This window comes from Paenibacillus sp. MMO-177 (assembly GCF_037147795.1).
Taxonomy (GTDB): Bacteria; Bacillota; Bacilli; order Paenibacillales; family Paenibacillaceae; genus Pristimantibacillus.
Map to the genome: position 1 here is coordinate 542,589 of NZ_JBBCUR010000002.1, position 21,960 is coordinate 564,548.

Sequence of the window (21,960 nt, forward strand, 5' to 3'; positions counted from 1 at the left end):
CACCTACTCCCTGGAAACTCCGGCGCTTGAGAAGGTCGCCATTTCCTGCATCAGCTTTAAGGCCGCATCAACGAAATGGAAGCACAATACGGCGCCTGTTCCCTCGCCAAGCCGCATGTCCAGCTGAATCATCGGTGACAGCCCCATCGACTCCAGCACAACCGCATGCCCCTGCTCCTGGGACAAATGGGAGGCGAACAAATAAGGCTTCGCCTGTTCCGCCAGACGAACGGCTGCAAGAGCCGCAACCGAGGAAATAAACCCGTCAACGACTACCGGACACCCGTTTGCTGCCGCGCCGATGATAAATCCGGCCAAGCCCGCAATCTCCGCACCGCCTACCTTGGCGAGTGCATCAAGCGGGTCCGAGGCGTCAGGCTTATTGACGGCAATAGCGCGTTTCACGACTTCAATCTTATGCCGCCAGCTTTCATCGTTAATGCCCGTTCCTCTGCCAACGGACAATTCGGGCGATAACCCCGTCAATACGGTCGTCAGGGCGGCGCTTGGGGTCGTGTTGCCGATGCCCATCTCTCCCGTTGCGAACAGCCGGTAGCCTTTTTCCGCTAATTCATTAGCTACCTGAACGCCCGCCATAATGGCCTGGAGCGCCTCTTCCCTGCTCATCGCGGGCTGCTTTGCCATATTGGCTGTTCCGTGAACCACCTTCCGGCTGATCAGCCCCGGATGTTCAAGCTCGGCGTTTACGCCAATATCCACGCAATAGACATCGGCTCCCGCTTGTCGCGCGAGGACGTTTACCGCCGCTCCGCCGCTTAAGAAATTAAGAACCATTTGAGGAGTCACTTCCTGCGGGAAAGCACTGACTCCTTCCTCGCATACGCCGTGGTCTCCAGCCATCACCACGACCGCTTTGCGGCTCAAATCCGGCCACAGACTGCCCGAAATCCCGGCTAACCGAAAAGCAATCTCTTCAAGCTTCCCGAGACTGCCGGCTGGCTTTGTAAGTTGATCGGAATGCGCCTTGGCTTCAAGGACAGCCTGTTCCTGAAACGGTCTGATCCGTTCGATAACCTGTTTGAGCTCGGCAGCTAATTCATTTGCCATAATGTTTTCTCCTCTATTTCAGTGTTCTAAGTCATTTCAATCAAACTGCCAGCTTCTTGTATCTTCGGCTGCAGCAATATTTGCGGAGTACCGGTCAACGGATGCCTCACGATGGAAGCTTCCGTCTGATATACTTCCCGGATCAAGTCGGCGCTTAGCACCTCCGAAGGAGCACCTATTGCCGCCATTCCGCCCTTATGCAAGACGAGTATCCGATCACAGTAAAGGGAAGCCAGATTCAAATCATGCAGAACGGCAACAACGGTCAAGTCCCGCTGCTGCTGCCACTGCCGCACGGTATCCATCAGCTGCACTTGAAAACCGATATCCAGATAAGTCGTCGGCTCATCCAGCAAAATAACCTCGGGCTCCTGCACCATCACCTTGGCCAGCGCGACCCGCTGACGCTCCCCGCCGCTTAATTGATCGAGCGGCCGGTTCGACAAGGACGTCAGACCCATCGATTCCAGGGCATAATCGATCAGCGCCGAATGATCCTCCCGTTCATCCCCGAACCAGTTCTGATAAGGAAAACGTCCCATCTCGACCACTTGACGGACGGTAAAGCCCGCAGGCGGCAACCCGCCTTGCTGCAGCACGGCCAACCGCCTCGCGAGCGCTTTGCGGGAATAATTCGACAGATGAACGCCGGATAGACTGACTTCACCCGCAGAAGGCTTTGTCACGCCGGATAACAGCTGCAGCAGCGTTGACTTCCCTACTCCGTTTGGCCCGATAATGCCATGAAATCCGCCCTGCTCCAGCTTGAACGAGAGATTCTCCAACACAGAACGGCCGTTAACTTTCTTGCTCACTTGATGAACCGAGATCATTAGAAGCCCTCCTGTCCTTTTTTGCGCCGGTACAGCAGATACGCGAAGAAAGGCGCGCCTAGCAAAGCGGTTACGACCCCAAGCGGAATTTCCTTGGGAGCAAGGGCTATCCTTGCGAGCGTATCGGACCATAACACGAATATCCCTCCGCCGATTGCCGATAGAGGAATAAGCAGACGGTAATCCGGACCAATCATTAAACGAATGAGATGCGGCACAACCAAACCTACGAAGCCGATAACTCCGCTGACCGATACCGCTGCCGCGGTAAGCAGCGTCGAGCCGATCAGGACGATCAGCTTTGTCCGCTCAACCCGGATTCCCAGATGCGCCGCATGCCGCTCGCCAAGCACAAACAGGTTCAGCGCTTGTCCGTAAGCAATCAGAAGCGGCAGACCAATTACTAAACAAGGAAGCACGATATAGACGTCCGCCCAGTTTTTCATCGCCAATGATCCCATCAGCCAAAAAAGAATCTGATTAATGACTTCGTCCGACATCGATACCATAAACGATACAAACGCGCCCAAGAAGGATTGAATAATGACGCCCGATAGGATCAATGTCTCAATCTGCATGACGCCCCTGCTGCGCGCCAGGAAAAACACGCCAAGCAGCGTAAGCGTTCCCGTTATAAAAGCAACAACCGGAATGGTCCATTCGCCAAGCATAGCCTGATAACCAAATAAAATAAGAAAAGCCGCCCCTACCGAGCTGCCGGATGATACCCCTAACGTATACGGGTCGGCAAGCGGATTGCGAAGCACGCCTTGAAAGCCGGCCCCGGCAAGCCCGAGACACGCGCCGACAAGCACGCCAAGCAGCACGCGGGACAGCCTGACCTGCGTCACGATCGCAATTTCTCCGGCACTCCAGCGACTTCCGGCGTCATCCGTCCAAGGCAGCTGATGCCAGAGGATTCCCCATACTTCGGCAAACGGTATCATGGAGGATCCGATCGACAAACTTAGAACGATAGAAACAGCAAGAAGGAGCAAAGCTGCTCCTCCGTAGACCGCTAATTTTCTTTTCATCTTACTTCACAAAATCCGGGTGAAGAGCTTTCGCAACCTGCAGCAGAGCATCAGCAAGACGCGGACCTACGCGCGAAGTCTCGTCATTGCCCACCATAAACATCTGCTTGTTCTTCACCGCGTCAATCGCGTCCCAGCCTGGACGGCTGTTAATGCCGGTAACGATTGGATTCGGATCCTCTCCGAGATCAGGATAAAGGATAATTTGCGGATTTTGCTTCACGACTTCTTCCGCGCTAACTTCGTACCAGCCTGCTTGCGAAGCGCCTACATTCGTTCCGCCGGCGATCGTCAGCAGTTCATCCAGGAACGTACCGGAACCAACCGTCCAGCCTGGCGAGAATTCCAAGTAAACCAGCTTCTTCGGCGCGTCCTTGACGGCATCCGTCACCTGCTGCTTCACATCGCGCATATGCGCTGCAACTTTTGCCGCATCACTGTTCTTATTCATTATTTTACCGATTGTCTCGATTTTGGCAATTGTTTCATCATAAGTTTTCGGATCCGTAGCTAAAACCGTAATGTTCAGCTTGCGAAGCTGCTCGACCGCATCGGCGTTCATCGAAGAGGAAGCCACGACAAGATCGGGATTAAGAGCCGCGACTGCTTCAATATTGGTCGTCATGTCGCCTACCTTAGGCTTGGACGCCGCTTCTTCCGGATAATTGCTGTAGCTGTCAACGCCGGCTACTTCTTCGCCTGCGCCAACCGCGTAAAGAACTTCCGTCTCGCTTGGCGCGAGAGATACCACCTTCGTCGGAGCCTTCTCAAACGTCAATTCCGTTCCCGTAGCATCCGTAACCTTAAACGGATATACCGTCTCTGCTGCGGCTGCCGGACTTTCGGCAGGCTGCTCGCTTTGAACCGGCGATGCCGACGCGTTGGCATTACCCGTATTAGCCGCGTCATTCGTGTTCGCTTTATTAGCGCCGCATGCGGCCATAAAGACCAGCATGGCAGCCAGCAGCACGCCCAGCATGAACTTCGACAATCTTTTGTTTCTTTCAACCATTGTTTCCCAGCACCCCTTGTTGTTTATCTTGGATCGAAAACAAAAAAAGGCATTCCCGGCAATGGTGCCGGAAATGCCGGAAATCTTCTTTGCATGCGCGCAAAGAAAGACGGGTTCCTTCATTCCAACACTTCCCTAATTCCACGTAGGTACAGCGTTATGCGAACAGGCAGGTCTCCTGACTTGAAGCATTAGCGCCAGCGTCTTCCCGAATCTTTGCATTCAGTGACGTAAGCTGGCACATTGGTCTTTTAGCTTAAGCTAAGACCGCTTCTTACAGTGGCGGGTCCGTGCCGGATTTGAACCGGACTTCCCTATTAAGCTTGCAACAGCCTGTCGGCTCCTGCAGCACCTGTTCCATGATTTATTCGTTTTCGACCAACGTAACTATACCACCCATATTCTAGAATTGTCCAGCAGCTCTTTTTAATCTAGCCCCAAGCCGGATGGCGTTGCCTACCACCGAAACCGAACTGAACGCCATTGCCGTACCGGCCATCCATGGCTGAAGCATGCCGCATGCGGCGAATGGAATGATAAGCGCGTTATAGATAAAAGCAAACGTCAGATTTTGCCGGACATTGCGAACCGTTAGACGGCTGATCAGCAAAGCTTCAGGAATAGCGGTCATCCGGGGCTGGAGAAGCGTAATGTGTCCGGCGGTTAACGCCGCATCCGTACCGTCTCCCATTGCCAGGCCCACATCCGCCGCGGCTAGAGCCGGAGCATCATTCCAGCCGTCCCCGGCCATGCCAACCTTGTAGTCCTGCTCCTTCAGGCGGTCAACCAGCTCCAATTTATCCTCGGGCAGCATATTGGCATAAACTTTGGAAGGATCAATCCCCGCCGTTTGGGCCGCGCTCAAAGCAGGCGCAGGATGATCTCCTGTTGCCAGAACCACGGTAACTCCGGCTTTCCGCAGCTGCGTTACGGCTGGTTTCGCAAAAGCCTTTACCGCATCGATGAAGGAAATAGCTCCGATTACCCGGTTATTATCCGCAACATACAGTACCGTTTCCCCAAGTTTCTGGCGTTCTTCCGCGAATATTTGAATAGTCGGACTGCCAAAGCCCCACTTTTTCAGTGCGGCAAACCCGGCATTGCCAATTCCGATTCTGCGATGCTCTACCAATGCTTCTACCCCTTTGCCCGTCGTATAGGAAAAGTCGGTTGCCGCAGGGGGAACCAGGCCGGTCTGCACAGCCTCCGCCCGGATGGCGACGGCAAGGGGATGGGTCGAATTGGCCTCTACGGCGGCGGCAAGCCTCAGGAGTCCCTGCTTGCTCCCCTGTACAACGTGCATGCTGCCGATCTTCGGTTTTCCTTCCGTTAACGTTCCTGTTTTATCCAAAACAAGCATATTAAGCTGAGCCAGCCGTTCTAGCGCTCCGGCTTCCTTCACCACAATTCCTCTTTTGGCCAGCCGCCCGGATGCCACAACAAGAGAAATCGGGGTTGCTAGTCCCAAAGCGCAAGGACAAGCGGCCAGCACAACCGCAACGGCACAACGGAAGGCCGTCGTCCAATTGCCCGGATCCACAGCCGTAACCCAAATAACAAACGTGCCTAACGAAAGAAACAGCATCGCCGGAACAAACCATGCCGATACCGTGTCGACCTGGCGCTGAATCAACGACTTCGAACGTTGTGCCTGCCTGACCAGATCAACAATCCGGCTCAGCATGGTTGCATAGCCTGCAGCCGTTGTGCGAATGCGCAGGCTGCCGCTTTCATTCCGGGTCCCTGCCCAGACCTGGTCGCCCGGACGCTTCGCAAGCGGAACGCTCTCGCCCGTCAGCAAGGATTCATTCACTTCCGATTCCCCGTTTGTGATGACGCCGTCAACGGGAATAATCTGTCCGGAAGGCACAAGAACATAATCGTTCTCCCGGACAAACTCCGTCTTGATCTCCATTTCCACGCCGGCCCGCTCCACTTTTACTACTGTGTTCAGCAGCTTGCTGTATCCCGAGGCATCCTGCTGCGCGCGCGAAGTAACCGAGGCTTCGATAAATTTGCCAAGCAGCACGGCCGTTATGACCACAGCGGATGTCTCGAAATACAGGGGAACCTCATGGGCATACAAAGCGGTTCGATCCGCATTAAACACGAGAAAATGACTGTACAAATAAGCGGCCGAAGTGCCGGTAGCCACCAAGACATCCATATTGGTCGCCCGTGACCGAATGGCATGGTAAGCCCCGATATAGAACGGCAGACCTATGACGAACTGAATAATGGTCGCGAGAACAAGCTGAAGCCACGGATTGGTCAGAAGCTCGGGAAGCTCAATCCGGGCAAAAGGAGCCAGATGCTGTACCATCGCCGAAAGAAGAGGCGCTGTAAGAATCAAGGAGATAATCAGTCTCAGCCTCAGCCGGCTTCGTTCTTTCTCGAAGCCTTCCTTCGCATTTTCGGGCAGATCAGCTTTAAAGCCCAGCTTGGCGATCTGCTGCATAATAACTGACGGCTCAATCATACCAGGCTTATATTGCACCCAGGCCGTACGTGCCGAATAGCTGACCGCTACGGCTTCAACGCCTGGCATTTTTCCAACACTCTTCTCTATTCGGGCTGCGCACGCGGTGCAGCTCATCCCTTGCACGGATAAATCGATCGTAATTCCCTTCTCGTCCATACAGCCTCACCCGCCTTCTGCTTGTCCATTCTACTGCCGCAATTGAACAAGCTCCTGCGTTAATCTATATGATTCGAATGGGGGATGTAGAATTAAAAAAGCGTGCTTGCGGAGGCTAATTGCCGCCTGACAAGCACGCTTTACCTTTTATTTGCCGTATGCGACATCGCCGGTCCAGACGAGCATGCCGCCGGTCATGTTGGTTACGTTGTAGCCTTGCGCATGAAGGAAATCGCAAGCTCTTCCGCTGCGTCCGCCGCTGCGGCAAACCATGATCAGGGCTTGATCTTTCGGCAGCTCCTCGTAACGCTCGCCGAATTGCGAGAGCGGAACGCTGACCGCTTCCGCGATATGTCCCGCTTCCCACTCGTCATCCTCGCGCACGTCAATCAGATTCAGCTTCTCGCCGTTTTTCAGGCGCTCTTCTACTTCGGCTGGCGTAATCTCTGGGTACATTTCATTCCACTCCTTCATATTTCTTCAGGATCTTCGATTCATATTGCTGAAAAACCGGCGATTGCTGGAGTCCGCGTGCTTCCATGAGCATTTTGAACCTCAGCTCTTTCTCCGTCAGCTTCTTCTTGAGAACGGCTTGTTCATCCGGATTCCGGCATAGGCGGATCATATCGCGGAGGCCGACGATTTCCTTCTTCACAACCATCTCTTCCGGAATCATTCCGGCGTTGCTTAGAAGCTTGTAGGCGACCCGGAGCTCCTCCGGCACATGGGAGTTATCCTCCAGCTCGAGCGGTTTGCCTTTCCCTTTCAGGTTGTCAAACTCGCCTTTCGCCATCGCTTCCTTAATCCGCTGCTCTACTAGCGAGGACATAAAATCCATGCTTGCTTCCGCCTCCTGTCATTGCCCGTCATCCGTAGCGCTTTCTCTAAGCATTGTAACGAAAAAGAAGCTTCCCGGCAATGAGAAGCTTCTTTCCCTGATCTTCTATTAAATACGAACAGCCGTACCGCTGACAGCCACCATCAGCATACCGTCGCGCACAACCTCGTAGTCGATATCGATGCCAACAATAGCATTTGCTCCCATGCGGAAAGCCTGGTTTTTCATTTCTTCAAACGCAACATCCCTTGCTTCCTTCAGCTTGCTCTCGTAAGCACCGGAGCGACCGCCTACAATATCCGTAATCGATGCGAAAAAGTCGCGGACGACGTTGGCCCCCATAATCGCTTCGCCTGTTACAATCCCGGAATATTCGATAATCGGACGTCCTTCAATCGCTGCCGTTGTTGTTACTAACATAAATATGACCCCTCCCGATAATAGTAAAGCGGATGATAAGAAGGAATACGTTATGGAGTAAAGAACGTTTCATTCCGTAAAAAAAGAACTTTGCCCGCAGTTTAGCCCTTGAGCTCCTCGATCCGAATATCTCTTATTTTGCCGGAGTCGGCTGCCACAAAAATATGGACGCGTACGCCAAATTCGGCTCCGCTGCCCCTTAGCCACAACTTAAAGCGCTCTTCCGCCCTTGATCCGTCAGCGCTGAAATGTCCCTCATATTTGTAATCGATAATATCGGCATTCGGATATTTGTTTGCAGTTTCCTGCACCGCGATTCTTCCGTATTTGGCATATGAAGGCTCCGCATTTACAATTGATGGCACTGCAAACGCTAATACGGCGATTATCAGCATATAGATCAAAAGCCTGCTTTTTTTGAATACCATATTGCCACCTCCCTAACTTGGTACTCCTGTTAGTGTGGCTGTACTTGGCGGCAGGCATACATGTGATAACTATTCAAACCGGTTCAAGCATAGGGGCATACATCATAACGGCTTCATTGCTTGTTATGAATTCCTCGTCCAGCAGTTCCCCTTCATCCAATGCATATTTCCTGCGGTAGATCGAGTTGCTTCTAACGTAACCGCCCCATGGCTTCAGCTCGATCCGGTGATCCTTTTCCACAACTTCGTACCTGTAGTTCACCGGCAGAGACGATCGCCACTCGCCAACCAGCTTCTCTTCCGTAAGACCTACGATCAGCTGAAAAGGCTGCTGCGTCGGATTATGGATCTGCAAATCCAGATAATTGTACGCGCAGGTTGCACCGCTCCCGAATGGCTGCGTCCGCCCGGCGTCCGGAAAAACATCGTAGCTGTGCCGGTGCCGTTCAATGACCTGCAGCGGGGTGTGCAGCGTCATCCAGTAGATGAGATTGGACATTTGGCATAACCCGCCGCCTACTCCCGACTTATATCCGCCATAAAATAAAACCATGCCGTCCACGTAGCCCTTCCTTCTTGTCGGTTTGCCTATAGCCCGCCAATAGGAGAAGGTTTCGCCTGGCATTAATACGATACCGTTCAGCCTCTCTGCCGCCAGCCGCAAATTAATGACCTTATTGGTCTGCAGCCACATGTCTACATTTCGAAGCTGCCTCATCAGAGGAGTAGCATGGGTAAAAACCACATACGGCAATGACAGCTCTTTATTGATCCGGGCCAGCTTGCTGGAGCTGAACAGCCATTTTAACCGCCTTTTATTCGTAAACCACCATTTTCCCGCCTGCAAGCGCAGGAACGAACGTTTGACTGGCCGATGCTGCATCAGATTATTCAACTTCCTTATTCTCTCCTTTACAGAAGTCCAATTTTGCTCAGCGGCCATATCCGGTACACGGCCTTCCCTTCAATGCTGGAAAAGGCAATCGGCCCGATTGACCGGCTATCCACGCTATGCTCGCGGTTGTCGCCAAGAACAAAGAGCTCCTTCCGCGCTACCGTGTAAGGAAATTGCATTCCGCCGGGTGTCGTCAGACCCACCGTGTATGGCTCCAAGAGCTGCTTCCCGTTCAAGAAAACCGCTCCGTCCCGGACGTCAATGACATCGCCAGGCACGCCTATTACTCTTTTCACCAAACGCAGGGGGCTTTCCGGTCCATGGATAATGACGATATCCCCGCGCTCCGGCGACTTGAAACGGTACGACCATTTGTTTTCGATCAGACGCTGGCCTTCCACAAGCGTTTTTTGCATGGAGATGTTATGTACCTCTGCCTGCGCGTAAACATAGTTTTGGAACAGCAATGCGATGAGGATTGCAGCCGTAATCGAAATCAGCCACTCTCTTAGCTCGCGAAGCGCCTTGCTCTTCCCGGTTTGTTGATTATCCATTCCTTTGCACCTCTTGAAGAAATAGGAATTCAACATAACCATCACCTATAACGCTGTCGCCCGGCAAAAAGTTACCTGCGGCCTAAAAATACCGTGACAGGTGCGTGGCATGTCTTATAAAGTAGATTTATATGAGGGAGGTAGCGAGAATGGAACCATCAACACGATCGCAGCGACTACTTTTTATGACGGTAACGTTAATGTTCTGGATTGCGATGTATACATACGTGCCGACGTTGTCGCCTTATTTAAGCTCAAGAGGGCTTTCGCTCGATTTAATCGGAGTGGTGCTTGGCAGTTACGGCTTCGTCCAGCTGCTAATTCGTTTTCCGCTCGGGATGCTGTCGGACCGTTACGGAAAAAGGAAGCCTTTTATCCTGCTCGGCATGCTGGCCGCATGCGTCAGCTGTCTTCTGTTTATCATTCCGGGGAGCTGGCTATGGCCGTTAGCGGGTCGGGCGATGGCGGGATTATGCGCATCGACATGGGTTGCTTTTACGGTGATGTACGCGAACTATTTTGCGGCTGAGGATGCTACTAAGGCGATGGGAAATATCAGCGTGATGACCGTGTCGGGCCAAATGATCGGGATGCTGTTAAGCGGCTGGATGTCCGATGGATTTGGAGCGGATGCTCCTTTCGTGCTTGGGGCGGTTATTGGAGGAATGGGACTTTTGCTAGCGCTCGTTATTCACGAGCCGGCGAAACCGCTTCATGAGCGGAGCGGAATATCGTTCTCGAAGATTCAAAGCGTAATCCGGACGAAGCTGCTGCTGCAGGTTGCTCTGCTCTCCTTGCTCGCGCATTGCGTGCTCTTCATTACGATGTTCGGATTTACGCCGTTAAAAGCGGAGGACATGGGCAGCAGCGGTCTCGAGCTTACGTTACTCGTCTTCGCTTTTATGGCGCCGCATGCCCTCGCTTCCATGTTTACGGCCAGATGGTTTGCGCCGCGCTTCGGGAATTGGACGACGATCGGTACCGGATTTATTCTAAGCGCCGTCTGCACCGTCTCGATTTGCTATGTGCATTCCATCTGGGTTCTCATGCTTACGCAAATGATTAACGGATTCGCGCAAGGCTTGCATATCCCCCTTCTGCTTGGGCTTGCTATCCGCGACGTGGATCCTCCCGGCCGCGCTACCGCCATGGGACTGTACCAGGCGGTATACGCGGCAGGCATGTTCGCCGGGCCATTCCTAGCGGGCTGGCTGAACGAAAGCTGGGGGTTAAACAGCGGGTTTGCGCTTGGCGGTATGTTTGGACTTATCGCCGCCGTGCTTTGTTTCGTCTATTATCGGTCTGATCGGAATAAAATTAAGGCCATTAATAATTAACGCTATTATCTTATAAAAAGAAGAATGATTGCTGCGATACCCGCAGTAATGACGATACCGGTATCCTCCCGGCTGAACCTCAGGCGCAGGCCTTGCGTTGGCTTCGCAAGAGGATGACCGATGCCTCGCGCTTCAAGAGCATCCGCCATCTGCTCGGCCATGCGCAGCAAGGAACGGATGTATGGCACCATGGCGGGCAGCAGCATCCGGAACGGAAGCGAACCTGCGCCTGTTGTTACTTTCCCACGCGCATGCGCAATCTTGACGTAACGCTCCCATTCCCCCGCGAGCAGCGGAATAAAGCGGAAAATCAAGGTCACGGTAAGCGCGATGGACATCACGGGAACTTTGAACCGGTTCAGCCAGCCAAACGTCTGCTCCAGGCTGCGCTGTACTCGCAGCGGCGTCACGAGCCCCATAAGCGGCAAGCCCAGCATCATCACAAGCAGCAAACCGCAGAAACGCTGGATGGTCTGGAGGGCGGCATTCGTCTCGAAGGCTATGGGGTTAAAATGGATACCCGAAATAACGGCAAAGATCACAGTCATGATTGCATAGGCCCGGATGGCTTTCATCCAGGGCCTTATTTGCGCCCGCAGCGGGATAAGCACCGCAAGGGAGATGGCCGCTGCGACAGCCAGCCCCGCCCAGCTTCGCTGGAGCAGGATGGTTGTGGCGAGCAAGAGGTACGCGGCGATTAACGCCCGCGGATCAAATCGCGCAGCGAGCCCTTGGGTTGGAGCCGCAGCGGGCGAAGCCTCTGCAGGCGGAGCTGCAACGGGCGAAGCTGCAGCGGGCGAAGCTGCAGCGGGCGAAGCCTCTGCAGGCGGAGCTGCAACGGGCGAAGCTGCAGCGGGCGAAGCCTCTGCAGGCGGAGCTGCAACGGGCGAAGCTGCAGCGGGCGAAGCTGCCGCGGGCGAAGCTGCAGCGGGCGAAGCTGCCGCGGGCGAAGCTGCAACGGGCGAAGCCTCTGCAGGCGGAGCTGCAACGGGCGAAGCCTCTGCAGGCGGAGCTGCAACGGGCGAAGCCTCTGCAGGCGGAACTGCAACGGGCGAAGCCTCTGCAGGCGGAGCTGCAACGGGCGAAGCCTGCGGCTGCGCAAGTGCTGCTGCCGGGGCTTGTGCAGCCGCACTTGCGGCGACGGCTTGCAAGGACGGGCGTTCCGCCGTCCTTGCGCCGTGGGCGGCGCGCTGCGCCGCCAGCAGCGCCGCGAGCTCGCGCGGCGCCGGCCACGGCGCGCCGCCTGGCGCAGCCGGCGGCGCAAAGCCGGCCGCGCGCAGCTGCGCCAGCGCGCGCTGCGCCTGCGGCGCGGCGGCGTCGTCGGCGCGGTGCTCCGCCCACGACGCCGCGGGAGCCGCTTCGCGGACGGAACCGCCGGCAAGCACGGCGACCTCGTCCGCGAGCGGCAGCAGCGCGTCGAGGTCGTGCGTGGCCACGACCGCTCCGCGCCCCGCCGCCCTATGCGCGTCAAGCATCGCGCATAAGCGGCGGATGCCGTCGGCGTCTAACCCCGCCGTCGGCTCGTCGAGCAGCAGCCATTCCGGCTCGCATGCCATCAGGCAAGCCATGGCAAGCCTCCGCTGCTGACCGCCGCTTAGCGTCCAAGGATCGCGCTCCAGCAGCTCCCTTGGCAGTCCCGCCTGCACTATTGCTTGTTCTACTCTTCTTTCCTTCTCTTCTGAATTTAATCCGTATGGCTTCAAGGAATAGTCGAACTCTTCCCTTACCGTCGAAGCAAACCATTGCGATTCGGATTGCTGAAGAGCAATTCCGGTTCTCATCACAATCGGCTTATTCAGACGTTGCTTTTTTCCCCTGTTGATCCAGAGAGATTCATTGCCCTGATCGATTTGTCCGCTGTTTAAACGCCGCAAACCCGCCATTGTCTCCAGCAATGTTGATTTGCCCGAACCGTTGTGACCAACAAGCAAAGTAATCGCTCCTTTACGGAAGGTCAGGTTAATTCCGTTTAACAGCAGCTTGTCCGGCTCATGGGCCGCGGCGACCGATACCTGCTTCAGCTTCCAATCGTCCGTCATTCCGCTGTCACCGCCTTGGCAAGCATCTCGGGTGTCATAGGCAGCGGTTTAAGCTTTACCCCAAGCCTCTCCAGCTCCCAGGCCGTCTGAATAACGTAAGGAGCGGAAAAGCCCAGCTCCTCGCAAGGACTGCTTCCCTCGGAGGAACGCCGTTCGAACAGCCATTCTGAGGCTCCATCGAACCGGAGCTCTCCTTGCTCCAGCGCCAGCACACGGTCGCCGGCAGCAAGCTCCTCAAGCTTCTGCGTAATCCAAATGACCGTTACCCCGCGCTTGTTCAGCTCTCTAACCTTCCCCATAACATATAGGCAAGCTTCCGGATCCAGCATAGCCGTTACTTCATCCAGAATGAGCATCGGCGTTTGCACGGCAAGGCAGCCCGCAATCGCCGTTAGCTGCTTCTGCCCGCCGGACAACGTTTCTACCGGTTGATGCATGCGGGCATGCAGACCGGTCTGAAGTAGAGCATCCTCACAAAGACTCGCAATCCTGTTCCCATCAACGCTATGCTGCTCCAGCATCATCACGATATCTTCCCAAGGAGTAGACCCCACCATGGAAGCATCGGGCTGCTGAAGCACGATCGGAACCTGACCCGTTAAGAACCGGGATTGATCCTTCTCCACCTTGCCGTCAACCTGAAAAGCTCCAAAACCGGCAATTAGCCTTGCCAGCGTGCTTTTCCCGCTTCCGTTTCTGCCAATAAGGTTAATCCATTCCCCTTCCGCAATCGTCAATGACACATTGCGCAACAGAAATGGCTGAGCCTTCATTTGCTCCCCGTATGTAAGAGGCTTGACCGACACATTGGACAGCTCTGCCAAATTTTTTTCCGAAAACATTCCTTCAACCTCTTCCCCAAATGAAAAAGCTGTGCTAAAATCCGATTTGTTAACCTTCATCAACTATAAATGGTTAACAATTAAAAAGCAATCATCAAAGGAGTCGATCCACTATGCGCACCAGCAGCAATAATCGAAGCACCGTATTTATCGCCTTATTCGCCGCTCTCTTTATCGTAATGAGCGCCATTCAAATCAAGGTAGGTTCCTATGTGCCCATTACCCTTCAGACGCTTGCAGTCACGCTTGCCGGAGCCATTCTGGGCCCCCGCAAAAGCTTTATCTCGCTTTGGATTGTTATAGCCCTTACGGCTACCGGCCTTCCTCTATTAAGCGGCAGAGGCGGTCTTGAGACGCTAACAGGAGCAACCGGCGGATTTATCTTTGCTTTCCCTTTCTGCGCTCTGCTGGTCGGTTTTGCAACGCAGGCTCTCTTCCGCAGCAAAGCTCTTATGCGTAACCGGATTGTCGGATTTATCGCGTTATTTATCGTGTTTGAGCTGTTTGGTTCCTTCCTCACTTATGTACCCGGCGTACCATGGCTGATGCATGTAACGGGTCTGAACTTCGGAAAGGCGATGACAGCCGGCTGCTACCCTTACCTGCCCGGAGACGCTATCAAATCCTTTGTCGCGGCCGTTATCGTGCTGTCTCTCAAACCATACATTCTTAGAATTCAATCGTCAATCCATTCCGGACAGAACGAGAACCAGCTTCATACAACGATATAATAAAATACTTAAAACAAAAGCGGCTGCGCCAGGTAATATCCTGCGCAGCCGCTTTTGCATGATCACTATTTAACCCCGTTAAGGAATAAAAACCTGCCTTACCTTTCCTTTTCCGTTACCCGCTTCAATCTCCGCGTAGGCTCCGTCCGGACAATCCCTCCAATCGGCCGAAACTAAAAAGGCAGACCAGGTTCTCGTGATCTGCCTGTCTGCCTTATTCCTTACAGCGACAAACGATAAATCGCGACGACATCTTCCTTCGTCAGCTTGCGGAAGTTGCCGCGGGTACCGCTTCCGGTTGTTTTCTCCGCCATCTCTTCCAACCTGCTGTCGTCGATCTCGTAATCAGCGAGGCGCGACGGAGCGCCAATCGAATTCCAGAACTCGCGCAGCTTCGCAATTCCTTCACGAGCTACTTCAAGGTCGCCCTTGCCATCGGCGTTAACGCCAAATACATTAACGGCGAACTGCTTAAAGCGTCCTACGTTGTCTTCCACCACATAGTTCATCCAGTTCGGGAACAGAATGGCGAGCCCTCCGCCGTGAGGAATGTCGTAAACCGCGGACACCGCATGCTCCATGTCATGGTTCGCCCAGTCGCCGATAACGCCCATCGACAACGTTCCGTTCAGCGCCATTGTGCCGCAATACAGAATCGTCTCGCGCAGCTTCACGTTTGTCAGATCGTTCACAAGACCCGGAGCTGTCGCTATGACGGTGCGCAGAATCGTTTCGCAGAAGCCGTCTTGCACCGGAGTATTCGCATCATGATGGAAATATTGCTCCAATACGTGAGCCATCATATCCACCATGCCATATACCGTATGGTCTTTCGGTGCGCTGGCCGTAAATGCCGGATCAAGGATGGAGAACGTCGGATAAGCCAGTACGTTGCCCCAGCCATGCTTCTCAAGCGTATCTTGATTGGTAATAACCGAGCCGGAGTTCATCTCGGAGCCCGTTGCCGCAAGCGTAAGCACGGTGCCAAGCGGAAGTGCTGCCTCCGGCTTCGCTTTGCGCGTTACGACATCCCAGAAGTTGCCCTCGTATTTCGCCGAAATAATAATGGCTTTCGCGCAGTCAATCGTGCTGCCGCCGCCAACGGCCAGCACCCAGTCAATCGACTCGGAGCGGCATAGTTCGGCACCGCGGTGCACGGTTGACAGACGCGGGTTAGGTTCAACCCCGCTTAATTCGGTAACCGTACAACCCGCTTCATCCAGCTTAGCCAGTACCTGTTCGTATAGACCGTTTCGCTTAATGCTTCCTCCGCCGTAAACAAGCAGAACGCGTTTGCCCAGCTTTTCCGCTTCTGCGGGAAGCTGCTTCAATTGTCCCTCGCCAAAGTGAAGGCGGGTCGGATTATAGTATGTAAATGGATTCATGTCGTATTTCTCCTCTTCTAATTGGTTTGTAGGCACAAATGTTCCGACAATTCATTTTGGCACAATCCCGTCTATATTATGAGCGTCTCCGCCAAAAACAATAGGGAAAAATAAAGAGAAGCGTTCTGATTCAGACCGCCTCTCTCTTTATTCTAGTCGCATTCAGCCGGCGCTTCTACCGTAGCGTCCTCGACATTGATTTTCTCGGATACCGTATCGCGCACGATCGAAATAACAAGCTGCAGCAAATAGTTGATGTCCGATTGGCTTTGCTGGAACTCCGATACGATCGGAATGCCGTCCAGCTCGTCCTGAAGAGTCTCCATTTCGCCTTCGATCTTCTTCACCATTTGCTCGTTTTTGAACGTTGTTTCGAATGCAACGACTTCTTTTTGCTTCTTCTTAATAAGGGCGATCAGCGATTGAACGCGATCATTGCCTTGAATCTGCTTCTCGGCACGCCGATACTGCTGGACTTCCTCGGATGTAAAGATGAGATCCGCCAGTTCCTTCGCCTTGTGCATAATATCTTCACGGACCAGGAAATCGCGGGTATTGAATTTCGGAACATTGCAACCATGTTCATGGTCATGGTCATGATGGTGGTGCGAATTAACTGCAGTCTGTTGTTCGGACATCTATCATCTCTCCCACTAATTTGAGTCGCTTCTAGGATACGTTGCTGGCGGAGTTCGCCAAAGGTTCTGCTTTAATATACCATGTTTTTGCTTCCGTTACACGAACATGTATAAATTGGCCGATCCATTCTTTTGGACCTTCAAGATGCACCAGCTTATTCGTGCGCGTCCGGCCGGCCAGAATATTCGGATTGTTCTTGCTCTCGCCTTCCACGAGCACTTCCACAATCTCGCCTTCCATTCGCTCATTGCTTCTGCGGCCAAGCTCGGCCATCAGCTCATTCAGCCGCTTCAGGCGTTGCTTCTTCACTTCCATCGGAACGTTATCTTCCATTCCGGCAGCAGGTGTCCCTTCGCGCGGCGAATAGATAAAGGTATAGGCAAAATCAAAGCCAACCTGGCCGACCAGGGTCATCGTATCCTCAAACTGTTCGTCCGTCTCGCCCGGGAAGCCGACAATAATATCCGTAGAGAGGGACGCATTCGGAATTGCCCGTTTGATTTTCGCTGCAAGCTCAAGAATTTGCTCCCGGGAATACTTCCGGCTCATCCGCTTCAGCACTTCCGTGCTGCCGGACTGAATCGGCAGGTGGATATGTTCGACCAGATTGCCGCCTTGCGCCAGCACCTCGATCAGATGATCGTCGAAATCCTTCGGATGGCTTGTCGTAAAACGAACACGCGGTATATCGATCTTGGAAATGTCATGCATCAAATCGCCGAAGCGATAAGAGATGTCCTCGAAATCTTTCCCGTAGGCGTTTACATTTTGACCTAGCAAAGTAATCTCTTTGAAGCCTTGACGGGCCAGCTCGCGTACCTCCGCAATAACATCCTCCGGCCGGCGGCTTCTTTCTTTGCCTCGCGTGTAAGGTACGATGCAATACGTGCAGAACTTGTCGCAGCCGTACATGATGTTTACCCATGCCCGCATGCCGTCACGTTTCTTCGGCATATTCTCGATAATGTCGCCTTCCTTGGACCATACCTCAACAACCATCTCTTTGCTGAAATACGCGTTTTGCAGCAGCTGAGGCAGACGGTGAATGTTATGCGTGCCAAAGATCATATCCACAAAAGCATGCTTCTGCAAAATTTTGCCCACCACCGACTCTTCCTGCGACATGCAGCCGCATACGCCCAGCAGCAGCTCCGGCTTTTGCAGCTTCAACGTTTTGAGATGTCCAAGCTCACCGAACACTTTATCCTCGGCATTCTCGCGGATCGCGCAAGTATTGAGAAGAATGACATCCGCCTGCAGGCGGTCTTCGGTTCCGGTATATCCCATCTCTTCGAACATGCCCTTCATCACTTCCGTGTCATGTTCGTTCATTTGGCAGCCGTATGTTTGTATTAAATAAAATTTCCCTTTGCCGATGGTTTGCAGCTCTTCGGGAATCGAGAAATCGTAATGAACCTCTATGTCTTCTTTACCGCGTTTCTTTTCTTCTTTATAGTTCGGAGTGGAGTTTATCTGTACGTTCCTGCCTTTAATGCGGTAGGTTGTTACCCCGTCCTCCTCGCTTAGCACCTTAGCATCCGAGAAGTCAAAGTATTTGGAATAGTCTTTAACCTTGTCGGTTTGAGTTTTCGGGTTCCCCTTTGACATGGTTGTTCACACTTCCCTCTACATGAAATATTGCGGTTTGTTTGCCCCTGTCTATCAAATCATACCTTTGCCCAATAAAAAATTATAGCACAACTATAGCAAGGATATCCATTTGTTGTAGATCGCGCAAGGTGAAACGGCTATCGCCGTCCTTGGTGGGGGGGCGCGTTTCAATCCGGAATATTCTAAGCAATGTTTATAAAAAAACTTATTAACGCTTAGAATTGAAAAAGGCCAACAGCGGTACGGAACCGCATGTCAGCCTTTTGAATCCGCCTATGGCAGGCTTCTATTCGATGATTTCGGCAGTATCGCCGTTTTTGATGCCTGCCGCATTCGCTTCATCCGTATCGATATGCATATCGAGCGCAAAATCCGGAGATACGCGGGCAATAACCTGCTCGAATACAACTCCGCGCTCGCCTTGGAAGCGAACCTTCAGGTGCTGCTTGTCGGCAATTCCCCATTTTTCCGCATCGCTTGTGTGGAAATGAATGTGGCGGGCCGCAACGATCACGCCTTCTTCAATGGTGACTTCGCCGGCCGGACCTTTGATCGTGATGCCCGCAGAGCCTTGAATGTTGCCGGATTCTCTGACAGGCGGGTTAATGCCCAGGGCAAAAGCATCCGTGCGCGATACTTCCAGCTGGGTAGCTTTGCGTACGGGACCCAAAATTCTTACTTTCGGGAAAGAGCCCTTTGGACCAATCACCGCAACCGTCTCGTTGGCCGCGTATTGCCCCGGCTGAGACAACGGCTTGGCTTCCGTCAGTTCGCTGCCTTCTCCAAACAATATAGCGACATGCTCCGCAGAGAGGTGAATATGTCTTGCCGATACGCCTACGGGCACCATTTTTTGTTCCATATGTTTCTACTCCTTTGTATCTATGTATGGTAAAAAAAAAAGACATACGGCAGTTGATAAAAATGCCGTATGCCCATCATACACTTATTTAAATTCGGCTACAAGTTTATTGAACTGTTCTTCCGACAGGGAAAGTTCCTGCTTCGCAAGCGCGTCAGCGCCAAAACCGCTGATCATGTCCTCATACGATTTGCGCTGCGTGTTCTGATAGATCAGACCCGTCAGCATGCCCTCTGTTTCCATGATCTTGTTCATCGCCATAATGCGGTTCGAAGGATCGTAATCCGGGAACTGCTCCAGGTTCACGATGTTTTGCTTGAACCAGTCGTAGGTGTTGATCTTGTTGAAGGTAACGCATGGGCTGAACACGTTGATCAGGGAGAAGCCCTCATGCTTGATGCCCGCTTCGATCAGAGCCGTCAGCTGCTTCAAATCGCTCGAGAACGATTGGGCAACAAACGTTGCGCCGGCCGACATCGCGATCTCAAGCGGCGACAAAGTGGATTCGATCGAGCCTTCGGGCGTCGACTTCGTTTTAAAGCCTTCCGCGCTGCGGGGCGATGTTTGGCCTTTGGTCAGACCATAGATCTGGTTATCCATTACGATATACGTAATATTCAGGTTACGGCGGATAGCATGGACGGTATGGCCCATCCCGATCGCAAAGCCGTCGCCGTCGCCGCCCGATGCGATAACGGTCAGCTCGCGGTTGGCAAGCTTAACGCCTTGCGCGATTGGTAACGCGCGGCCATGAATCCCGTGAAGGCCGTAAGCGTTAATATAACCGGAAATACGGCCGGAACAACCAATACCCGAAATTACCGCAAGTTCTTCCGGCTCAAGGCCCACGTTAGCTGCTGCGCGTTGAATGGCGGCTTGGATGGAGAAGTCTCCGCAGCCCGGGCACCAGTTCGGCTTCACATTATTTCGGAACTCTTTAAATGTTGCCATGATTAGTCCAACTCCTTGCACGCTTTATAAACTTCGGATGGCAGGAACGGATTGCCGTCATATTTCAGCAGGTTGCGGATTTTCTCCGCGAAGCCTGCATGCATCTTAATTTGGCCGGCGAGCTGGGCGGTTGCGTTGTTCTCGATAACAACTACCTTCTTCGCTTGCCGCAGGTGAGGTATCAGCTGCTCGGTCGGGAACGGATGGATTTGGCGGATCGTAATATGATTCGAAGTAATTCCGTCGTTAGCCAGCCATTCGCGGGCTTGATCAATCGTTCCGCCTGTAGAACCCATGCCGATAATCAGAAGATCCGGTGTATCGTTTGGCGCATCGATGCGAAGACCGTCGCGAATTTGCAAACCGTTCAGCTTGCTCAGACGTTTATCCATCATATTCTGACGGTTAACCGCGCTTTCGGAAGGACGGCCCGTTTCGTCATGCTCAACCCCGGTAACGTGGTGGATACCGTTCTTAGCGCCTGGCAATACGCGCGGCGATACGCCGTCTTCCGTCAATTCGTAACGCTTGAACAGCTGCTGGGCCTCCAGCTCCGGCGCTTCCAGAACGAGCTTGCCGCGGTTGATTTGAATCGAGTTGAAATCAAACGGCTCGCAGGACTGCTTGCCAAGCGACAGCTGCAGGTCGGTCATCACGATAACCGGCACCTGATATTGCTCTGCCAGGTTGAAAGCCTCGATCATATCGTAGAAGCAGTCTTCGATAGACGCCGGAGCGATCACGATCTTCGGAATCTCCCCATGAGTGCCGTAGACCATAGCGTTAAGGTCGGATTGTTCCTGCTTGGTTGGCAGACCCGTCGATGGGCCGCCACGCTGCGTATCCACGATAACAAGCGGAGTTTCGGTCATGCCGGCAAGGCCAATCGCCTCCATCATCAGAGAGAGACCGGGACCTGCCGAAGCCGTCATCGTACGCACGCCTGCATAGTTGGCGCCAATCGCCATCGTAACCGCCGCGATTTCGTCCTCCGTCTGCACGACGGTACCGCCAAGCGCCGGCAGCTTCTTGATCAGGTATTCCATGATTTCGGATGCCGGCGTAATCGGATAAGCGGACATTAGGCGGCAGCCTGCAGCCAAAGAACCGAGGCCAATCGCTTCGTTGCCGATCATAAACAGCTTCTGGCGGCCGTCCGCTTCATCCAGCTTGAACTCGTTAAGCGGTCCGCCCGCCTGCTCCAATACGAACTCGGCGCCGCGTTTAACCGCTTCGATGTTTTTCTCGACGACTGCCGGACCTTTGCGTCCGAACTCTTCTTCTACCGCTTTATTAAATACCTCAAGAGGCAAACCGAGCAATGCCCAGGATGCCCCCGAAGCAACCATGTTCTTCATCAGGGAAGTACCAAGCTCTTCCGCCATTGCCGTAATCGGCACAGCGAACAGACGCGCATCGATTCCTTCCGGCACAACGGGATTAAACTTCGCATCTGCCACGATAACGCCGCCGCTGCGAAGCTCTTTTGCATTCAAATCTATGCTTTCTTGGTCGAACGCCACGAGGATGTCCAGATCATCGGAGATCGCCCGGATCGGGTATGTGCTGATTCGAATTTTATTATTTGTATGTCCGCCCTTGATCCGAGACGAGAAATGACGATATCCGTATAAATAATACCCAAGCCGGTTAAGCGCCGTGGAAAAAATACGGTCCGTACTTTCGACGCCTTCCCCTTGTTGCCCTCCGATCTTCCAAGACAATTGACTAATCAAAACGCCCATCTCCTCTTTTTGATGGCTTAAGCCGCGTACATTACTAAGGCAATATCCAACAATAATTTATATAATGAATGAACAGTCAAACCAAGTGTAAAGGTGCG

At 53.3% G+C, this 21,960-nt stretch carries 20 protein-coding genes, 3 pseudogenes and 1 riboswitch; of the genes and pseudogenes, 3 read left to right on the forward strand and 20 right to left on the reverse strand.

Annotation, left to right across the window (positions count from 1 at the left end):
• Positions 1-3 precede the first annotated feature (3 nt).
• The 11 genes from cobT to lepB all read right to left on the reverse strand — a co-directional run bounded on the left by cobT (position 4) and on the right by lepB (position 9,720).
• Positions 4-1,068 (reverse strand): nicotinate-nucleotide--dimethylbenzimidazole phosphoribosyltransferase, encoded by a 1,065-nt coding sequence (gene cobT, locus WFK81_RS08145; protein ID WP_336785947.1) that lies wholly within the window; start codon positions 1,066-1,068, stop codon positions 4-6.
• A 26-nt stretch (positions 1,069-1,094) separates the two neighbouring features.
• A complete protein-coding gene (locus WFK81_RS08150; protein ID WP_336785948.1) occupies positions 1,095-1,901 on the reverse strand; it encodes a heme ABC transporter ATP-binding protein in 807 nt (268 codons plus the stop codon).
• Positions 1,901-2,935, reverse strand: coding sequence for a FecCD family ABC transporter permease (locus tag WFK81_RS08155; RefSeq protein ID WP_336785949.1), 1,035 nt, complete (start codon positions 2,933-2,935; stop codon positions 1,901-1,903). The genes WFK81_RS08150 and WFK81_RS08155 overlap by 1 nt, the downstream gene beginning before the upstream one ends.
• A 1-nt stretch (position 2,936) precedes the next feature.
• Entirely contained in the window at positions 2,937-3,947 is a 1,011-nt protein-coding gene (locus WFK81_RS08160) for an ABC transporter substrate-binding protein (protein ID WP_336785950.1), read from the reverse strand.
• A 151-nt stretch (positions 3,948-4,098) separates the two neighbouring features.
• Positions 4,099-4,318, reverse strand: a riboswitch (cobalamin riboswitch).
• 32 nt (positions 4,319-4,350) lie between these two features.
• The gene (locus tag WFK81_RS08165) at positions 4,351-6,585 is read right to left on the reverse strand and encodes a heavy metal translocating P-type ATPase (RefSeq protein ID WP_336785951.1); all 2,235 of its coding nucleotides are present in this window, start codon (positions 6,583-6,585) and stop codon (positions 4,351-4,353) included.
• A 147-nt stretch (positions 6,586-6,732) separates the two neighbouring features.
• The gene (locus WFK81_RS08170) at positions 6,733-7,041 is read right to left on the reverse strand and encodes a rhodanese-like domain-containing protein (protein WP_336785952.1); all 309 of its coding nucleotides are present in this window, start codon (positions 7,039-7,041) and stop codon (positions 6,733-6,735) included.
• 1 nt (position 7,042) lies between these two features.
• Entirely contained in the window at positions 7,043-7,423 is a 381-nt protein-coding gene (locus WFK81_RS08175) for a DnaJ family domain-containing protein (RefSeq protein ID WP_336785953.1), read from the reverse strand.
• Between the two features lie 108 nt (positions 7,424-7,531).
• Positions 7,532-7,843, reverse strand: coding sequence for a YbjQ family protein (locus WFK81_RS08180; RefSeq protein WP_317981937.1), 312 nt, complete (start codon positions 7,841-7,843; stop codon positions 7,532-7,534).
• A gap of 101 nt (positions 7,844-7,944) precedes the next feature.
• On the reverse strand, positions 7,945-8,271 hold the full coding sequence (locus WFK81_RS08185; protein WP_336785954.1) for a YqzG/YhdC family protein: 327 nt from the start codon (positions 8,269-8,271) through the stop codon (positions 7,945-7,947).
• A gap of 73 nt (positions 8,272-8,344) precedes the next feature.
• The gene (locus tag WFK81_RS08190; protein ID WP_336786448.1) at positions 8,345-9,154 is read right to left on the reverse strand and encodes a VanW family protein; all 810 of its coding nucleotides are present in this window, start codon (positions 9,152-9,154) and stop codon (positions 8,345-8,347) included.
• Between the two features lie 29 nt (positions 9,155-9,183).
• Positions 9,184-9,720 carry a signal peptidase I gene (lepB, locus tag WFK81_RS08195; RefSeq protein WP_336785955.1) on the reverse strand — a complete coding sequence of 179 codons (537 nt, stop codon included), beginning with the start codon at positions 9,718-9,720 and terminating at the stop codon, positions 9,184-9,186.
• Between the two features lie 149 nt (positions 9,721-9,869).
• Between lepB and WFK81_RS08200 the strand changes: the two genes are divergently transcribed.
• Entirely contained in the window at positions 9,870-11,057 is a 1,188-nt protein-coding gene (locus WFK81_RS08200; protein WP_336785956.1) for an MFS transporter, read from the forward strand.
• A gap of 5 nt (positions 11,058-11,062) precedes the next feature.
• Here the strand turns inward: WFK81_RS08200 and WFK81_RS30945 are convergent.
• Positions 11,063-11,761: pseudogene (locus tag WFK81_RS30945) on the reverse strand (energy-coupling factor transporter transmembrane component T family protein); the annotation flags it as partial.
• A gap of 32 nt (positions 11,762-11,793) precedes the next feature.
• Between WFK81_RS30945 and WFK81_RS30950 the strand changes: the two are divergent.
• Positions 11,794-11,979, forward strand: a pseudogene (locus WFK81_RS30950) (pentapeptide repeat-containing protein); the annotation flags it as partial.
• A gap of 601 nt (positions 11,980-12,580) precedes the next feature.
• Here the strand turns inward: WFK81_RS30950 and WFK81_RS30955 are convergent.
• Positions 12,581-13,096 (reverse strand): annotated as a pseudogene (locus WFK81_RS30955) (ATP-binding cassette domain-containing protein); the annotation flags it as partial.
• A complete protein-coding gene (locus WFK81_RS08210) occupies positions 13,093-13,938 on the reverse strand; it encodes an ATP-binding cassette domain-containing protein (RefSeq protein WP_336785958.1) in 846 nt (281 codons plus the stop codon). The pseudogene WFK81_RS30955 and the gene WFK81_RS08210, both read right to left, overlap by 4 nt.
• A 113-nt stretch (positions 13,939-14,051) precedes the next feature.
• Here WFK81_RS08210 and WFK81_RS08215 point away from each other — a divergent pair, with 113 nt between their 5' ends.
• Complete coding sequence (locus WFK81_RS08215; RefSeq protein ID WP_336785959.1) at positions 14,052-14,669, forward strand: biotin transporter BioY; 618 nt, start codon at positions 14,052-14,054, stop codon at positions 14,667-14,669.
• A gap of 221 nt (positions 14,670-14,890) precedes the next feature.
• Here the strand turns inward: WFK81_RS08215 and WFK81_RS08220 are convergent, their stop codons facing one another.
• The 6 genes from WFK81_RS08220 to WFK81_RS08245 all read right to left on the reverse strand — a co-directional run bounded on the left by WFK81_RS08220 (position 14,891) and on the right by WFK81_RS08245 (position 21,853).
• Positions 14,891-16,054 carry an iron-containing alcohol dehydrogenase gene (locus WFK81_RS08220; protein ID WP_336785960.1) on the reverse strand — a complete coding sequence of 388 codons (1,164 nt, stop codon included), beginning with the start codon at positions 16,052-16,054 and terminating at the stop codon, positions 14,891-14,893.
• Between the two features lie 152 nt (positions 16,055-16,206).
• A complete protein-coding gene (locus WFK81_RS08225; protein WP_127495759.1) occupies positions 16,207-16,692 on the reverse strand; it encodes a RicAFT regulatory complex protein RicA family protein in 486 nt (161 codons plus the stop codon).
• Between the two features lie 31 nt (positions 16,693-16,723).
• Positions 16,724-18,301 (reverse strand): tRNA (N6-isopentenyl adenosine(37)-C2)-methylthiotransferase MiaB, encoded by a 1,578-nt coding sequence (miaB, locus tag WFK81_RS08230; RefSeq protein ID WP_336785961.1) that lies wholly within the window; start codon positions 18,299-18,301, stop codon positions 16,724-16,726.
• Positions 18,302-18,590: 289 nt separating this feature from the next.
• A complete protein-coding gene (pduL, locus tag WFK81_RS08235; protein WP_336785962.1) occupies positions 18,591-19,166 on the reverse strand; it encodes a phosphate propanoyltransferase in 576 nt (191 codons plus the stop codon).
• A gap of 84 nt (positions 19,167-19,250) precedes the next feature.
• A complete protein-coding gene (locus tag WFK81_RS08240) occupies positions 19,251-20,117 on the reverse strand; it encodes a 2-oxoacid:ferredoxin oxidoreductase subunit beta (RefSeq protein ID WP_015844950.1) in 867 nt (288 codons plus the stop codon).
• Between the two features lie 2 nt (positions 20,118-20,119).
• A complete protein-coding gene (locus tag WFK81_RS08245; protein WP_336785963.1) occupies positions 20,120-21,853 on the reverse strand; it encodes a 2-oxoacid:acceptor oxidoreductase subunit alpha in 1,734 nt (577 codons plus the stop codon).
• Between the last annotated feature and the right edge of the window lie 107 nt (positions 21,854-21,960).

Coding starts and splice junctions, on each gene's coding strand:
- WFK81_RS08180 (WP_317981937.1), bottom strand. CDS start 7,843: ATGTTAGTAACAACAACGGCAGCGATTGAAGGACGTCCGATTATCGAA.
- WFK81_RS08160 (WP_336785950.1), bottom strand. CDS start 3,947: ATGGTTGAAAGAAACAAAAGATTGTCGAAGTTCATGCTGGGCGTGCTG.
- WFK81_RS08170 (WP_336785952.1), bottom strand. CDS start 7,041: ATGTACCCAGAGATTACGCCAGCCGAAGTAGAAGAGCGCCTGAAAAAC.
- WFK81_RS08215 (WP_336785959.1), top strand. CDS start 14,052: ATGCGCACCAGCAGCAATAATCGAAGCACCGTATTTATCGCCTTATTC.
- WFK81_RS08210 (WP_336785958.1), bottom strand. CDS start 13,938: ATGTTTTCGGAAAAAAATTTGGCAGAGCTGTCCAATGTGTCGGTCAAG.
- WFK81_RS08200 (WP_336785956.1), top strand. CDS start 9,870: ATGGAACCATCAACACGATCGCAGCGACTACTTTTTATGACGGTAACG.
- WFK81_RS08165 (WP_336785951.1), bottom strand. CDS start 6,585: ATGGACGAGAAGGGAATTACGATCGATTTATCCGTGCAAGGGATGAGC.
- miaB (WP_336785961.1), bottom strand. CDS start 18,301: ATGTCAAAGGGGAACCCGAAAACTCAAACCGACAAGGTTAAAGACTAT.
- WFK81_RS08220 (WP_336785960.1), bottom strand. CDS start 16,054: ATGAATCCATTTACATACTATAATCCGACCCGCCTTCACTTTGGCGAG.
- lepB (WP_336785955.1), bottom strand. CDS start 9,720: ATGGATAATCAACAAACCGGGAAGAGCAAGGCGCTTCGCGAGCTAAGA.
- pduL (WP_336785962.1), bottom strand. CDS start 19,166: ATGGAACAAAAAATGGTGCCCGTAGGCGTATCGGCAAGACATATTCAC.
- WFK81_RS08240 (WP_015844950.1), bottom strand. CDS start 20,117: ATGGCAACATTTAAAGAGTTCCGAAATAATGTGAAGCCGAACTGGTGC.
- WFK81_RS08225 (WP_127495759.1), bottom strand. CDS start 16,692: ATGTCCGAACAACAGACTGCAGTTAATTCGCACCACCATCATGACCAT.
- WFK81_RS08175 (WP_336785953.1), bottom strand. CDS start 7,423: ATGGATTTTATGTCCTCGCTAGTAGAGCAGCGGATTAAGGAAGCGATG.
- WFK81_RS08150 (WP_336785948.1), bottom strand. CDS start 1,901: ATGATCTCGGTTCATCAAGTGAGCAAGAAAGTTAACGGCCGTTCTGTG.
- WFK81_RS08185 (WP_336785954.1), bottom strand. CDS start 8,271: ATGGTATTCAAAAAAAGCAGGCTTTTGATCTATATGCTGATAATCGCC.
- cobT (WP_336785947.1), bottom strand. CDS start 1,068: ATGGCAAATGAATTAGCTGCCGAGCTCAAACAGGTTATCGAACGGATC.
- WFK81_RS08190 (WP_336786448.1), bottom strand. CDS start 9,154: ATGCAGCATCGGCCAGTCAAACGTTCGTTCCTGCGCTTGCAGGCGGGA.
- WFK81_RS08155 (WP_336785949.1), bottom strand. CDS start 2,935: ATGAAAAGAAAATTAGCGGTCTACGGAGGAGCAGCTTTGCTCCTTCTT.